Origin of the sequence: Micromonospora sp. WMMD956 (assembly GCF_029626125.1) — a bacterium.
Classification (GTDB): Bacteria; Actinomycetota; Actinomycetes; order Mycobacteriales; family Micromonosporaceae; genus Micromonospora; species Micromonospora carbonacea.
Genome location: NZ_JARUBI010000005.1, coordinates 5,006,765 through 5,019,837, shown reverse-complemented (window position 1 = coordinate 5,019,837; position 13,073 = coordinate 5,006,765). Strand labels below are relative to the sequence as shown.

Annotated in this window: 16 protein-coding genes; 5 read left to right on the top strand and 11 right to left on the bottom strand. The window is 73.2% G+C overall.

All coding sequences use genetic code 11. The annotated features are described in order from the left end of the window. Positions 1 to 26: 26 nt before the first annotated feature. Complete coding sequence (locus tag O7628_RS22720; protein WP_278133468.1) at positions 27 to 893, bottom strand: helix-turn-helix transcriptional regulator; 867 nt, start codon at positions 891 to 893, stop codon at positions 27 to 29. A 124-nt stretch (positions 894 to 1,017) separates the two neighbouring features. On the opposite strand from O7628_RS22720, the gene O7628_RS22715 reads away from it, so the two are divergent. Then, on the top strand, positions 1,018 to 1,929 hold the full coding sequence (locus tag O7628_RS22715; protein WP_278133466.1) for an oxidoreductase: 912 nt from the start codon (positions 1,018 to 1,020) through the stop codon (positions 1,927 to 1,929). Here the strand turns inward: O7628_RS22715 and O7628_RS22710 are convergent. Continuing rightward, on the bottom strand, positions 1,910 to 2,611 hold the full coding sequence (locus O7628_RS22710; protein ID WP_278133464.1) for a TetR/AcrR family transcriptional regulator C-terminal domain-containing protein: 702 nt from the start codon (positions 2,609 to 2,611) through the stop codon (positions 1,910 to 1,912). The two genes, O7628_RS22715 and O7628_RS22710, sit on opposite strands and share 20 nt — an antisense overlap. A 51-nt stretch (positions 2,612 to 2,662) precedes the next feature. On the opposite strand from O7628_RS22710, the gene O7628_RS22705 reads away from it, so the two are divergent. After that, positions 2,663 to 3,787, top strand: coding sequence for an NAD(P)/FAD-dependent oxidoreductase (locus tag O7628_RS22705; RefSeq protein WP_278133462.1), 1,125 nt, complete (start codon positions 2,663 to 2,665; stop codon positions 3,785 to 3,787). Between the two features lie 33 nt (positions 3,788 to 3,820). Here O7628_RS22705 and O7628_RS22700 read toward each other — a convergent pair whose 3' ends face one another. After that, on the bottom strand, positions 3,821 to 4,981 hold the full coding sequence (locus O7628_RS22700) for a pyridoxamine 5'-phosphate oxidase family protein (RefSeq protein WP_278133460.1): 1,161 nt from the start codon (positions 4,979 to 4,981) through the stop codon (positions 3,821 to 3,823). A 184-nt stretch (positions 4,982 to 5,165) separates the two neighbouring features. Between O7628_RS22700 and O7628_RS22695 the strand changes: the two genes are divergently transcribed. Continuing rightward, entirely contained in the window at positions 5,166 to 5,792 is a 627-nt protein-coding gene (locus O7628_RS22695) for a TetR/AcrR family transcriptional regulator (protein WP_278133458.1), read from the top strand. Positions 5,793 to 5,836: 44 nt separating this feature from the next. Here O7628_RS22695 and O7628_RS22690 read toward each other — a convergent pair whose 3' ends face one another. Further along, the gene (locus tag O7628_RS22690) at positions 5,837 to 6,706 is read right to left on the bottom strand and encodes an NAD(P)H-binding protein (RefSeq protein WP_278133457.1); all 870 of its coding nucleotides are present in this window, start codon (positions 6,704 to 6,706) and stop codon (positions 5,837 to 5,839) included. Between the two features lie 80 nt (positions 6,707 to 6,786). On the opposite strand from O7628_RS22690, the gene O7628_RS22685 reads away from it, so the two are divergent. Next, complete coding sequence (locus O7628_RS22685) at positions 6,787 to 7,401, top strand: TetR family transcriptional regulator (RefSeq protein ID WP_278133455.1); 615 nt, start codon at positions 6,787 to 6,789, stop codon at positions 7,399 to 7,401. Between the two features lie 121 nt (positions 7,402 to 7,522). On the opposite strand, the gene O7628_RS22680 is transcribed toward O7628_RS22685, so the two are convergent. Together O7628_RS22680 and O7628_RS22675 are read right to left on the bottom strand one after the other, a co-directional pair. Next, positions 7,523 to 7,714 (bottom strand): hypothetical protein, encoded by a 192-nt coding sequence (locus O7628_RS22680; protein WP_278133452.1) that lies wholly within the window; start codon positions 7,712 to 7,714, stop codon positions 7,523 to 7,525. 179 nt (positions 7,715 to 7,893) lie between these two features. After that, positions 7,894 to 8,271, bottom strand: a complete 378-nt coding sequence (locus tag O7628_RS22675; RefSeq protein ID WP_278133451.1) for a VOC family protein — start codon at positions 8,269 to 8,271, stop codon at positions 7,894 to 7,896. A gap of 106 nt (positions 8,272 to 8,377) precedes the next feature. Here O7628_RS22675 and O7628_RS22670 point away from each other — a divergent pair, with 106 nt between their 5' ends. Then, positions 8,378 to 8,971: a TetR/AcrR family transcriptional regulator gene (locus O7628_RS22670; RefSeq protein ID WP_278133448.1), complete on the top strand. Its 594-nt coding sequence runs from the start codon at positions 8,378 to 8,380 to the stop codon at positions 8,969 to 8,971. Positions 8,972 to 8,996: 25 nt separating this feature from the next. On the opposite strand, the gene O7628_RS22665 is transcribed toward O7628_RS22670, so the two are convergent. The 5 genes from O7628_RS22665 to O7628_RS22645 all read right to left on the bottom strand — a co-directional run bounded on the left by O7628_RS22665 (position 8,997) and on the right by O7628_RS22645 (position 12,980). Next, on the bottom strand, positions 8,997 to 9,245 hold the full coding sequence (locus O7628_RS22665) for a hypothetical protein (protein WP_278133446.1): 249 nt from the start codon (positions 9,243 to 9,245) through the stop codon (positions 8,997 to 8,999). A gap of 2 nt (positions 9,246 to 9,247) precedes the next feature. Beyond that, entirely contained in the window at positions 9,248 to 10,450 is a 1,203-nt protein-coding gene (locus tag O7628_RS22660) for a helix-turn-helix domain-containing protein (protein WP_278133444.1), read from the bottom strand. After that, positions 10,437 to 10,607 (bottom strand): hypothetical protein, encoded by a 171-nt coding sequence (locus O7628_RS22655; RefSeq protein ID WP_278133442.1) that lies wholly within the window; start codon positions 10,605 to 10,607, stop codon positions 10,437 to 10,439. The genes O7628_RS22660 and O7628_RS22655 overlap by 14 nt, the downstream gene beginning before the upstream one ends. Positions 10,608 to 10,802: 195 nt before the next feature. After that, positions 10,803 to 12,041 carry a helix-turn-helix transcriptional regulator gene (locus O7628_RS22650; protein ID WP_278133440.1) on the bottom strand — a complete coding sequence of 413 codons (1,239 nt, stop codon included), beginning with the start codon at positions 12,039 to 12,041 and terminating at the stop codon, positions 10,803 to 10,805. Positions 12,042 to 12,329: 288 nt separating this feature from the next. Further along, positions 12,330 to 12,980, bottom strand: a complete 651-nt coding sequence (locus O7628_RS22645) for a class I SAM-dependent methyltransferase (protein ID WP_278133439.1) — start codon at positions 12,978 to 12,980, stop codon at positions 12,330 to 12,332. Positions 12,981 to 13,073 lie beyond the last annotated feature (93 nt).

Genomic DNA, 13,073 nt, shown 5'->3' with positions numbered 1-13,073 from the left:
GGTTTCGGCCGCTCGGGCCCCTGCCGTCAACGCGGCGACGGCTCCGGGTGGGTCGCGCGCAGCGACGCCAGCAGCCGCAGCCGGTCCGCGTCGGCGCTGCCCGGCTCGGCGGTGAAGACCAGCATGACCGGGCCGGGGTGGCCCGGCAGCGGGTACGTGTCCCAGTCCAGCACGATGTCGCCGACCTCCGGCACGCGGAAGGTCTTGCTGCCGCTGACCGATTCGCGCACGTCGTGCCGGGCCCACAGCCGGCGGAACTCGGCGCTGCGGATGCTCAGCTCGCCGACGACGGCGGTGGCGCGCGGATGGGTCGGGTCGGCGGCGACGGCGACCCGCATCATGCCGATGTAGTCGAGGGCCTGGCGCTCCCAGTCGGGGCAGCTCCGTTGCCCGGTCAGCGCGTCGTCGAACATCAGCAGCAGCATGTTGAGCCGCTCGGGCGGGTAGCCGTCCGGGTCGCCGAGCAGCGCGCGGGCCATCGGGTTCCAGGCGAGCAGGTCGAGGTGCCGGCCCAGCACGACCGCCGGGGTGTCCAGCACCCGCAGCAGCCGCCGGGTGCCCTCCGGCACCCGCTCCGGGCCGTGGTCGCCGCGGGCGGGCACCGGCCGGCGGGCGGCGCGGGCCAGGGTGAACAGGTGCCGGCGTTCCTTCTCGTCGAGGCCGAGCGCGCCGGCGATCGCGGCCAGCACGTCGTCGGACGGGCGCACCTCGCGGCCCTGCTCCATCCGCTGGTAGTAGTCGGTGCTCAGCCCCGCCAGCAGGGCCACCTCCTCGCGGCGCAGCCCGGCCACCTTGCGCCGGCCGCCCGGCTCCAGGCCGACGTCGCGCGGGCGCAGCCGGCCGCGCCGGGCGCGCAGGAAGTCGCCCAGCTCCCGGGCGTACGGATGGCTCATGCTGCCAGTGTGGCGCGGCCCGGACCGCCGAGGGTAGGTCCGGCGAACCTAGGCAACCGGGAACGCCGGAGCCGGCCCGCGCCGCGCCTAGCGTCTGCCGCACCGACGCTTCGAGGAGCCGCAGATGACCGCATGGACCGCCGACCACATCCCCGACCAGCACGGCCGGGTCGCCGTCGTGACCGGCGCGAACTCGGGCCTCGGCCTGGTCACCGCCACCGAGCTGGCCCGCCACGGCGCGCGCGTCGTGCTCGCCGTCCGCGACACCGCCGCCGGCCGGGAGGCAGCCCGCCGCATCGGCGGCGAGACCGAGGTACGCGAGCTGGACCTGGCCTCCCTCGCCTCCGTACGCGCCTTCGCGGCGAAGCTGGTCGCCGACCACCCGCGCCTCGACCTGCTGGTCAACAACGCCGGAGCGGTGCTGCTCGGCCCCCGCCGCACCTCCGCCGACGGCTTCGAGCTGCACCTGGCCACCAACCTGCTGGGCCACTTCGCGCTGACCGGGCTGCTGCTGGACAGCCTGGCGGCGGCGCGGCAGGCCCGGGTGGTGAGCCTCAGCTCGCTCACCCACCGCACCGCGCGCCTCGACTTCGCCGACCTGATGTACGAGCACGACTACCGGGGCTCCGCCGCCTACGGCCGGTCCAAGCTCGCCACCACGATCTTCGGCGTCGAGCTGGACCGGCGGCTGCGCGCCGCCGGGTCGCCGGTCGTCAGCGCGCTGGCCCACCCCGGGCTCAGCCGCACCAACCTGACCCCGCGCGCCTGGGAGCACCGGGGCCGGGCGGGGCGGGTGATCGCGCGGCTCGGCCTGCTGACGACCCAGTCGGTGGAGCAGGGCGCGCTGCCGCAGTTGCACGCGGCGACGGCGCCCGGCGTGCGGGGCGGCCAGTTCTTCGGGCCGTCCCGGCTGCGGGAGACATGGGGGCCGGTCGCCGAGGCCCGGCTCAGCCCCGAGGCCGCCGACCCGGCGGCCGGCAGACGGCTCTGGGCGGCGGCCGAGGAGCTGACCGGCGTCAGCTACCCGGGGCGGTGATGCCGTCCAGGATGGCGGCCAGGTTGCGGTGGAAGGTCTCCTCGGCGTCGAGGTGCGCCCCGTCGACGACGAGCCGGGCGACGGTGGGATAGCGGCCGGTGGCCAGCATCCGGGTCAGGTAGGGCCCGTGGGCCGCCTGCCAGGCGGACACGTCGGTGCCGGTCGAGCGGGCGGTGCGGCGCTCGGTGATCTCCCGGCGGAGCGCCCCGACGAGGAACGCGTTGAGGACGCCCAGGGCCCGTTGGAGGTCGTCGACGCCGCGCACGCCGGGGGCCCGGCTGAGCGCCGCCGCGTTCGCCTCGCCCACGGCGAGCGCGTGCGGGCCCAGGTGCGGTCGCGCGCCGAGCAGGTCGACGAACCACTCGTGCTCCAGGGCGGCGGCGCGGGTCCGGTGCGCGACGGCCAGCACCGTGTCGCGCCACCCGGGGTGCTGGCCGACCTCGGCGATCCGGGCATACACGGTGTCGACCATCACGTCGAGCAGCTCGGATCTGTTGATCACGTAGTCGTAGAGGCGCATCGGGCCGACGCCGAGCTCCTTGGCGATCTTGCGGACCGACAGCCCGTCCAGGCCGTCCGCGTCGGCGATCCGGATCGCCGCAGCGGCGATCTTCGCCCGGCTCAGCGCCACCGAGGCCGCCCGGGGCTGCGGCTCGGGCCGTTCCCAAACGGGCAACGGCACGCTACCGTACGGTGTATCCATACAATACAGCGTACGGTAATGGGGCTGGCGATGCGAGTGGCGATAGTCGGTGGCGGCATGGGCGGCCTGACGTTGGCCCGGATCCTGCACCGGCACGGCATCGACGCGACGGTCCACGAACGCGACGCCGGCCGATCCGCGCGGGCCCAGGGCGGATCGCTCGACCTGCATCCGGAGTCCGGGCAACGGGCGCTGGCCGACGCGGGTCTCGCCGGGGGCTTCCGGGCGGTGGCGCGGCCGGAGGGCGAGGAACACCGCATCCTCGACCCGGCCGGGCGCACCCTCGTCCACCACCGGCCGTCGCCCGGCTCGTTCTCCGGACGCCCCGAGATCGACCGCAGCGTCCTGCGTGACCTGCTGCTCGACTCGCTCCCCGGCGACACGGTGGCCTGGCGACGCCAACTCGTCGCGGCGACGCCCCGACCCGCCGGAGGGTTCGACCTGGCCTTCGCCGACGGCCACCGCGCCGACTGCGACGTCCTCGTCGGCGCGGACGGCGCACGCTCGGTCGTGCGGCCGCTGCTGACCGACGCGCGGCTGTCCCACGTGGCCACCGTCGTGGAGCTGGGCATCAGCGACGCCGAGCGCCGCCACCCCGGCATCGCCGAGCTGGTCGGCCCGGGAAACCTCTGGTGCGTCGGCGCGAACCGGGTCCTGTCGGCACAGCGCCTCGGGGACGGCAGCATCCGGGTCGGCGTCTCCCTGCGCGCGGACGACCGCCCCCTGGCCCACTACCGCAGCAGGCGCACGCTGCTGGAGCTCTTCGACGGCTGGAACCCCCGGCTCACCGCGCTCATCGAGGCGAGCGACGGCCCACCGCTCCCGCGCCGCATCGAGACGATGCCCGCCGACGCCCGCTGGGCCCACCGGCCGGGCGTCACCCTCGTCGGCGACGCCGCGCACCTCATGCCACCGGTCGGTGAGGGCGCCAACCAGGCCATGCTGGACGCGGCCGAACTCGCCGCCGCGCTCGCCGCCGACCCCGCCGACCCCCACCGGGCGATCCGGGCGTACGAGGAGGCGATGTTCGCCAGGATCCGGCCGATCGCCGAGATGTCCGCGCGGGTCCAGGCGATGATGCTGTCGCCCACGGCGGCCGACGACCTCGTCCGCTTCTTCACCCCACGACGCACCGAGCCGGCACCCGCCAGCTGACCCGCACATCCTGGCCTGCGGGCGAGCCGCTCCTCACCGAGGCCTGTCGTCGCCGGGCGGGACGTCGTCGTAGCCCTCCCTGCGCAACCCCGAGCGGTAGGCACGATCCAGCGCCAGCCGCATCAGCCGCGTCGCCCCCGGGATCGCCCCGACCGCCTTCAACAGGAACGCGGGCGGGCCGCCCCGGGAGGTGGCCGCGTTGGCGGTCAGGTGTCCGCCCGCCAGCGCCATCAGGTCCGGCACCGTGCCACGCGCGACGTGCGTGTCGCCGGCCCACATCCGGGAGCGGGCGATCGGGTCGCTGCCGGTCACCTCGGCGTGCTCGACGTCGACGACCAACGCCGCGTGTGGGGGCGTCCCACGCAGCGCCATCGTCTCCAGCAGGGCCGGATCGTCGGTGATCGCGCCCCGGCCGCGCACGTGCAGCACGCCGTTGCGGCCGGGGACGAGCGCGGCGAGCGAAAGCCGGTCGTCCTCCAGCAGGTTGTGGAGCGCGTCGGCGCGTCTGTTGCCCCTGCGGTCCGGGATGACGAGCGTGCGGCCGTCCAGGATGCGCGCCACCGCCTGCCGGTCTCCCCGCGGGCTCGTGTCGCTCCCGCCCCGGGCGTCCCAGGTGGACAGGGCGAGGAACCGCGCGGCGGCCAGGAACCCGGCGACGCCGGGCTGGCACAGGGGCCCGTCCCCGGCGACCACGACGGCCGGCTCTGCCACGACGGGCGACTCGGCCGGGGTAGGCGGCTCGGCCGGGCCGGGCGGCTGCCACAGCCGGGACCGGAGGATGGCCTGCGCGCAGTGGACCCAGACCTCCTTGACGTCGACGGTCGTCGCCGCGCTCCTGCGGGCAGCCACCGCGCCGTTGACGCGCAGGACCTCCCCGACGCCCGGCAGCAGGAAGAAGAACGAGACGGGGCCGCGCGGTTCGCCCGGCTCCGGCAGGAAGAACGAGACCCGCGTGGGCGAGTGGACGCGGACGAACCCCGGCGTGCCGCCGACGAAGGTCGTCCGGCTGACGCCGTGGGCGTCCCGGTAGCCGAAGGCCGCGATCGGGCACCTGGCGAGGAGGGCGCGGCAGCCCTCGTCGAGGGCGTCGACCTGCTTGAGCATGACCATCGCCGCCGGGCGGCCGACGACCGCCTCCACCTCGTCCGCCGTCGTCAGCCGGTGGGGGGTGACAGCATCGTCTGTCCCTCGCATGGGAAGGTCCTCTCGGGCGGGGGTGGAGTGGCCCGGATGCCGGGGCAGCCGTCGGATCAAGGCTCGTCTCCGAACGGCCGACCCGCCATGGTCAAGGGCTGCCGTTTTCGCAGCTCATGACACTATTGTGAGCAACAACTCAGGTCTTGGCTACTCGCTTTTCCGTCCCGGAAGGAGCCTGCGGATGGCCGCCGCCGACCGTCGTCTTCAGCCACGTCGCACGCCCCGGCAGGTGCGCGCCGAGCTCACCCGCAAGCGGATCCTCGCCGCCGCTGCTCACATTTTCGCCGAGCACGGCTACGCCGCCGGCACCACCAACCGCATCGCCGAGCACGCCCGCGTCTCCATCGGCTCGCTCTACCAGTACTTCCCGAACAAGGACGCCATCCTCGCCGCGCTGCTGGTGCAGCACATCGACCGCGGCGTCTGGACGCAGGCCGACCAGCTCGACCTGTCCGCCGGGAGCCTGAAGGCGCTGGTGCGGGCGCTGGTCCGCGACGCGATCGACCACCACCACGACGACCCCCAGTTGCTCCGCATCATGATCGAAGAGGCGCCCGCGTCGAAGGAGCTACGCGACGCGATCGACCGGCACGGACGGACCCGCGTCGCCCAGGTGCGCGACCTCCTCGCCCGGCACCCGGACGTCACGGTCCGGAACCTCGACACCGCCGCCGAGCTGGTCACCTTCACCGTGGAGATCAACACCCACCGGCTCATGGCCGGCCCCCGGGCCACCCCGGTCGAGACGCTCGAAACCGAGCTGGTCGACATGATCACTCGCTATCTCCGCGGCGACCGACAGCCGTAGCTGCGCCGGCACGGCTCTGTGCGGCGGCCGGGAGCCGACCGGCGTCACCCGCCGGTGAACTCCGGGGCGTGGTCGGTGGCCCACTGGCGGAAGGCGCGCGCCGGCCTGCCGAGCAGGTCGGCCACGGTGGAGGTGACGTACGCCGGGCGTCCCGTCGCGGCCCGCCACGCGGCCAGGAGCATGTCCACGGCCGGGCGCGCGGCCTCCGGGGCGGCGCGCCGGAACTCGTCGGGTGGCATCTCCTCGAACGTGAGCCGGCGGCCCAGCGCTTCGCCGACGATGCGCACCTGGTCGGCCTGGGTGAGCGACTCGGGGCCGGTCAGGACGTGGTCGCCGCCGACGTGCCCGTCGTCGCGCAGGATCCGCGCGACGACCTCGGCCACGTCGCGGTCGTCGACGGGGGCGGTCTCGGCCGCGCCGTACGGCCACCGGACCACGCCGTCGCCCCGGATCGCGGCGGCCCACCACGACAGGGCGTTCGACGCGAACATGCCCGGCCGGACGATCGTCGCGTCGAGCCCGGCGGCTGCGATGAGCTGCTCGTTCCCGGCGTGCAGCGCCGCCATCGGGTTGGGCTGCTGGAAGAACGGGTGCGGGGTCCGGTGCGGCGCGGACAGGTAGACGACCCGTGGCGCGTGGGCGGCCAGCCGTTCGACGACGGCCGGTGCGGTCTGCGGCGGGGCGGTCCAGACCAGGAAGACCGCGCCGACGCCGGGCAGCGCGGCGTCGAGCGACCCGGGCACGGTGAGGTCGCCGGTGACGACCTCGACGCCGGCGGGCAGCGTCGCCGCCGCGTCCGCCCGCCGCACGAGGGCGCGGACCGGCACGCCCGCCCCGGTCAGCAGGTCGACCACGGCGCGGCCGATGCGCCCGGTCGCCCCGGTGACCAGCACCGGCGGCCCTGCGGTTGTCACGGTGTCAGCTTGTCCCATGACGCCATCCAATCGTTACCGGGTTACGAAAGCAACCTGGTAACAAAGGTTACGCTGGCGCGGTGAGCGAGCCGGTCGGGCTGCGGGCCCGCAAGAAGGCACGAACCCGGGACGCGATCGCCGACGCGGCGATCTCGCTGTTCCTGGCGCGCGGGTTCGACCAGGTGTCCGTGTCCGACATCGCCGCGGCGGCCGAGGTGTCGAAACCCACCCTGTTCCGCTACTTCCCCACCAAGGAAGACCTCGTCCTGCACCGCTTCGCCGACCACAACGGCGAGGCCGCGCGCGTCGTCCGCGCCCGCCGCCCCGGCACCGCGCCGATCGCGGCCCTGCACCAGCACTTCCGCGCCGGCCTCGACCGCTTCGATCCCGTCACCGGCCTCAACGACCACCCCGAGGTGGTGGCGTTCCACCGGCTGGTGTTCGGCACCCCGAGCCTCGCGGGGCGGCTCCTGCAATACCTGCGCGACGACGAGGACGCCCTGGCCGCCGCCCTCGACCCCGGCGTCCGGGGCCGACTGCTGGCCGCCCAGGTGATCGCCGTGCAACGCGTGCTCGCCCGCGCCAACTGGCAGAAGATCGCCGCCGGGCGCACCGCACGCGACGTACACCCGGAGGCGGCCACCGACACGGACCTGGCCTTCGCCCAGTTGGCCCGCGCCACAAACCACCTCTAACCACCCCCCTCCCCGCCCTCCCCCGCACCGCCCACCCCCTCGCCGCGTCGATCTTGCACTTTCGGCCCCCCAGAAACCCGCTTCACCCCTTTTGCCGGGGCCACAACTGCAAGATCGCCGGTCAGTCAGCGTCGTCGGGGCGGGGCGGGGCGGGGCGGTCGGGTTCCGGGGCAGCCAGGAATGCGGGGTCGAGCGGGCTCTCGGGTTGCATGCTGCCGGCCATGGCGACGAGTCCGTTGAGGTCGGGGTGCCGGTCGAACACCTCATCTGCCGCGGCGGCGGGGGAGGCCGGGTTGGTCGTGTCGGTGACCACGCTGTCGATGTCCGGGCGCTCGGCGCGGATGTCGGCGAGCCGGTCGACACGGCGGCCGCCGATGATGCCGGTGGCACCCCGCTACCGCAGCCGCACGGCGAGGCCGAGTCCGATGCCGGAGGTGGCGCCGGCGACGAAGATGGTGGTGGTGCCGCTGATTCTCCTCCGCCCGGCGCCGTTCAGTGTCCGGTGGAGTAGAGGTTGATGAGGTTGCCGTCGGGGTCGCGCAGCAGCATCGATCGGTAGCCCCACGGTTGGGTGGTGGGTTCCTGGACCCAGTCGGTGACCTGCTCGCTCAGGCGAACGCGTTCGGCGTCCACGTCGTCGACCTCGAATTCCAGGATCGCGGATCGGTTGGCGGCGGCTTCGGCCGCGAAGTTGTTGTGACGTTTGACCGCCGCGCTGGCGGCCAGCGCGATGACGCTGCCGTCGGTGTGCAGTTCGGCGTAGTCGTCGGGTCCGAAGGGGGTCACCGGCGCGGTGTTGGTGAGTGCGGAGTAGAAAGCGGTCAGGGCGGGCAGGTCGTCGGTGATGAGGCGGACCGAGGCGAGCTTCATGGCGTTCTCCTGGCTGCTTCCGGCGGGCCGGACCATCCGGCCCCGAGAAACACTACGCTACGGTAGCGTAGCGTTTCTCAGGTGCAGAGATTAGGGAGATCACCACGTGGACCGATCCGGGGACGCCGTCGATGTCCGAGTCCAGCGGTCCAAGGCGGCGGTGCTGGCCAAGACGTACGAGTTGCTGACGTCCGGCGGTATCGGCGGTGTCAGCATCGACGAGGTGTCGCGCCGCTCGGGGGTGGCCAAGACCACGATCTATCGCCACTGGCCATCGCGGGCCGCGCTGCTGGTCGAGGCATGCTCGACCATCGGGTCGGCGCCTCCGGTTCCCGACACCGGCAGCTTCGGCGCCGATCTCGCCGCGCTGACCGAGGAGCTGGCCGAGCAGCTACGCAGCGCCCGCTGGGCGGCGGTCCTGCCCTCCATCGTAGATGCCGCCGAGCGTGAGCCGGAGCTGGCCGGGCTCCACGCGGATCTGCACGCCCGCTTGATGGCTCCATTCGGTGCGGTGACCGAACGCGCGCGAGCCCGGGGCGAACTCGCCGCAGACAGGGAACCGGCCGACGTCACCGCCGCCGTCGCCGGCCCGCTGTTCTACCGCCGCTGGTTCTCCCGCGAACCACTCGACGCCGCATTCGTCCAGCGCCTCGTCGAGGACGCCCTCGGCCACCTCAGCGTCCGGCCCCACTCGACCTGAAAGGGCACAACTGCAAGATCGCCGGTCAGCCAGCGCCGTCGGCCCGGCGCGGGGCGTCCCCGTCGGGTCCCGGGGGCTGGGCTGTCGGGTGCCACAGGTGCACCTGCGTGGCGGCGCGGAGAATGTCGCGGGCGGCGGCGGCCGGCGGGCAGTCCGCCGTGTGGCAGGTCGGGCAGCGGCCGTCGGGGGCGGGTCGGTGCTCGCGCAGGACCCAGCGGGCGGTGAGGATGAGCCGGTTGCGGATCTGTGCCAGGGACAGGAACGGCGCGGTCATCCTCAGGTCACCCCGAGGGCGGCGGCGAGCCGGACGACCGTGGCGGGGGCGTGCGGGTCGCGGGCGACCTGGGCGACGATGTCGCGGGCGGCGGGGCGGTGGCGCACCTCCGCCGGTGCGACGCGGTCGGCCTCGACCAGCGTGCGGGCGGCGCTGGCCGGGTCGTCGGCGTGCAGGTAGGCGCGGGCGGCGTCGAGCAGGTGCGCCGCCCGGTGCTCGGCGGGCAGCCACCGCCACCCGTCCCGCGCGATGCTCTTCTCGTGCCAGGTGACGGCGTCGTGGGCGTGGCCGAGGTCGAGGGCGGCGGCCACCCGGGCCAGGTCCACGGCGGTCGGCCCGAACGCGGTGCGATGGTGGTCGTGGCCGTCGCCGACGCGGGCGGCCATGCCGGCGGCCTCGTCGAGCAGGTCGGCGACCGTGCGGTCGTCGCCGTGCCGGGCCGCCGCGAGGGCCCCCTGCACCAGCAACGCCCCGCACAACGACAACTCCGCCGGTGCCGCGTTGTCGGGGTCCGGCGAGGCGATCCGGTACGCGGCGGCCAGCGCCGTCGACAACGCCGCCCGCACCCGACCCGAGGCGCGCAACACCTGACCGAGCTGCACCGTGGCGGCAGCCACCAACACCGGATCGCCGGCCGCGGTGAGCATCGCCCGGTCGGCGGCCAGCCAGGCAAGCTCCGGCTCACCCAGCTTCACCAGCAGCGACGCGGTCAGCCGATACGCCTCCACCACCGCCGCCCGACCCCGCCCCGGATCGTCGGCGTGGGCGCGCTGCGCCCCGGCCAGCAGCTCCGGCAGCAGCTCGGCCACCCGCGGATACCGGGCGTACTGGAAGGTGATCCAGGCATGCCCGACATCCCGCGCCACCCGGTCCGCCGGCACCCCCGGGCGGTCGGCCACCGGGCGTCCCACCGCGATGTCGTACGTCGACAGCGCCTCCCGGATCCCCTCCACGCCCTCGATCCGCCCCGTCACCTCGGCAGGCCGGGCATCCCGGCCCAGCAGCACCGCCGCCTCGATCCGCAACACGGCGGCGATGTCGTGCAGGGTCGACACCCTGTCCAGGGAGCGCACACCCCGCTCGACCTTGTCCACCCAGCTCTTCGACTTGCCCAGCCGATCGGCGAACACCTGCTGCGACAACCTCCGCCGCCCCCGCCAGTACGCCACCCGCCGGCCCACCGGCAGCGACTCAAGGCTGTCCACGACGCCACCGCCGGTCCGGCACCGCCTTGGTGGTCTCCTCGGCCGGTATCCGCTCCGCCTCGGCCTGCGCGAGGAGCCGTTGCTTGGCAGCCTCGTGCTCGGCCGCCTGGATCTGCTCACCCCGACTCTGCGCCGGCCTGTCGTCCTGATCCCGCATCCCCACCTCCGTTGGTAGAGGCGCAGCGGCAAGCTCTTGGAAGGACCATCGCCGCCTCGCCCGGCGTCGGTGACAGCCATCAAGGAACAGCTGGTCACCTTGCCGTCACAGAGTGGCGTTTCCGGTGGTGGGCACACAGGTGCGGTTGGTGCGAGCCGGAGATCGCGAACTACCGACTCGGACGCGGTGTACCAGTCAGCGCGCGCAGCCCATCAGGTCGAGCAGGTTCGTCAACTCGTCCGTCATCGCCCGACGGCGACCCGCTGCGACCGACTCCACGATGTCCCGGGCGTACCGCTGTTGCCGTAGCCACGTGGGCGCTGTGCCGCGCAACTGCGTCAGCACCGTTGTCGCCTTCCCGTACCGTCGCAGCTCCGCATACGCCCAGGCCAGGTCCAGCCGATGCCGCCGCCACGCCGACTTGCTGATGGTCGGCACGGGCGGAACCAGCGCGGACAACTCCAACACCCGCCCCGCATCACCGGCCACGGCCGCCGCCTCCGCCCGCTGCATCTGCACCTTGGCGGTGTCGAACCCACCCACCAGCATCAACTGCTTCTCCGCTGGCACCCGCTCGCCGATCCGAACCGCAGCGGCGGAGGCGACGCTGATGAGGTCGGCCGCCTCTTCCGGTCGGTTGTCCCTCGACCGCGCTGCAGCGGCACTCAGCAGCAGCCACCCCCACGCGGCCAGGTCAGCCGGAGTCGCCCGGGACAGTCGGGGCTCCACCTTGTCAGCGGTGACCACCGCCAACTCTGCGGCCTCACGGATACGGCCCTGACGCATCAACAGCCAACACATGGTCCGGATGACGGTGGCTGCCACCACCCGATCCCCCGACCGCTGCGCGGCGTCAAGCGCTTCCGACAACGCAGTCTGCGCCAAGTCGTCGGAGCGCAGTTGGATCAGCAGACCTCCCGCCAGATGCTGGGCACGAGCGAGCAGGTCGTACGCCTCAGCCCGCCTCTCATCACCAGCGAGATCGACTGCAGCGCGCATGTTCACCAACAATGGCGGCACGACCCGCAACGCAGCGGCATAGTCACCAGCGTTGTAGACCCGGTCGGCGGCGTGCAGGTTCCCCCGCAGCGTGCCAAGGCCGGGCGGGTCACCTGCCGGCACCATGAGCGGAGCACCATCGATCCCCCGCACAGGCGTGATCACCCGGCGAATCTCCGCCAACGACAACTGCCGATGACCCGGCTCCCCCTGGGCAGCAGCCTGCGATGCATCGCCCAGCAGCGCGGACGTCGCCACCCCGAGGGCACGAGCGAGCGCATGCAGGGTGTCGAGTCGAGCAGTACCTCGGCTACCCTGCTCCAGCTTCCGGATCACCTCGACGCTGACGCCGGACCGCTCGGCGAGCTGCTCCTGCGTCAGCCGCGACTCTCGGCGAATCTCCGCGAGGCGATCCCCGACGGTTGGTCCGCTCATAGCATCTCCCGCTAGCGCCTCCAGCAACCGCCCATCGGCATCACCCCGACGAGCTCCCACATCGGACGGTACACCCGACCCAGATGACAGAGAGTTTCCCACCGCCCACGCAGCGATCATTTCGACGCGGACCCCTTACCGCAGTCCAGCCGCCTGCGAGACCCTCGGATGCCCGTCGGTCGGGAGCCGACTCGGCCGACGGCCGCTGCTCCCGACCGGTCAACCCGCACACCCACGGGTCAGACAGCCGGGTCGTGGCTGGCGACCTCGGCATGCCGGGCGGTGATCTCAGATGGTCACTTCCCAGGTGGCGGTCAGGGGGCCCAGAAAGGGTTGAGTGATCCAATCTTCGTGCAGGTGGTGCGAGGTTTGGCGTTGCCAGGCCGCCCACCAGGAACCGCGAGAGAGGAGGTTCCAGCGCGGGTCGGCTTGGAGGAAGTCGAGAAGGCCCAGGCGCACCGATGGGGCGTTGAGATTGTCCAGCACCACTATCCCGCCGGCTCGGAGCCGTTGAGAGGTGTAGAACCAGTCGATTATCGGAACGGGAAAGCCGTGGCAGCCGTCTATGAAGACCAGGTCCAACGGAGTGCGGTTCAGGGTCGGCAGGACGAACTGGGAGAGGCCCAGCTCTATCCGGAGGCTCGAAGCGTCTATGCCGCGGGACTCCAGGTAGGTGGATAGGTGTTCCTTCTCCTGCGGAGATGGCGTGATGCAGGTGTGGTCGCACTGCCATAGGGCGAAGAGTGCCGTGGATACGCCCAGACCCGTTTCCAGGGTTCGGGTTCCTGGCGGGCAGTGCTGGGCCATGAACTCGTAGCACGCCTGCTCGGTGCGCCAGACGCCGTCCGGTAGGTCGCCGGGATTCCCGGCGGTGGTGGGGTGGACCGAGGGTGGGTCCGCGAGGATCCGGGTCACTTGGCCAAAGGCGTCGTCGAGCATGGCGGCTCCGCAGGCGAGTGGCGATTTCGGGTCACCGTCATTCAAGCGGGTGGAAAGGCAATTTTGAGAGGGCTTCCGGGCTGTCTAGGGAGT

Bases quoted from the DNA above. Each gene is read 5' to 3' on its own strand.
- O7628_RS22720 (WP_278133468.1), bottom strand. From the start codon at position 893: ATGAGCCATCCGTACGCCCGGGAGCTGGGCGACTTCCTGCGCGCCCGG.
- O7628_RS22715 (WP_278133466.1), top strand. From the start codon at position 1,018: ATGACCGCATGGACCGCCGACCACATCCCCGACCAGCACGGCCGGGTC.
- O7628_RS22705 (WP_278133462.1), top strand. From the start codon at position 2,663: ATGCGAGTGGCGATAGTCGGTGGCGGCATGGGCGGCCTGACGTTGGCC.
- O7628_RS22700 (WP_278133460.1), bottom strand. From the start codon at position 4,981: ATGCGAGGGACAGACGATGCTGTCACCCCCCACCGGCTGACGACGGCG.
- O7628_RS22695 (WP_278133458.1), top strand. From the start codon at position 5,166: ATGGCCGCCGCCGACCGTCGTCTTCAGCCACGTCGCACGCCCCGGCAG.
- O7628_RS22675 (WP_278133451.1), bottom strand. From the start codon at position 8,271: ATGAAGCTCGCCTCGGTCCGCCTCATCACCGACGACCTGCCCGCCCTG.
- O7628_RS22665 (WP_278133446.1), bottom strand. From the start codon at position 9,245: ATGACCGCGCCGTTCCTGTCCCTGGCACAGATCCGCAACCGGCTCATC.
- O7628_RS22655 (WP_278133442.1), bottom strand. From the start codon at position 10,607: ATGCGGGATCAGGACGACAGGCCGGCGCAGAGTCGGGGTGAGCAGATC.
- O7628_RS22650 (WP_278133440.1), bottom strand. From the start codon at position 12,041: ATGAGCGGACCAACCGTCGGGGATCGCCTCGCGGAGATTCGCCGAGAG.
- O7628_RS22645 (WP_278133439.1), bottom strand. From the start codon at position 12,980: ATGCTCGACGACGCCTTTGGCCAAGTGACCCGGATCCTCGCGGACCCA.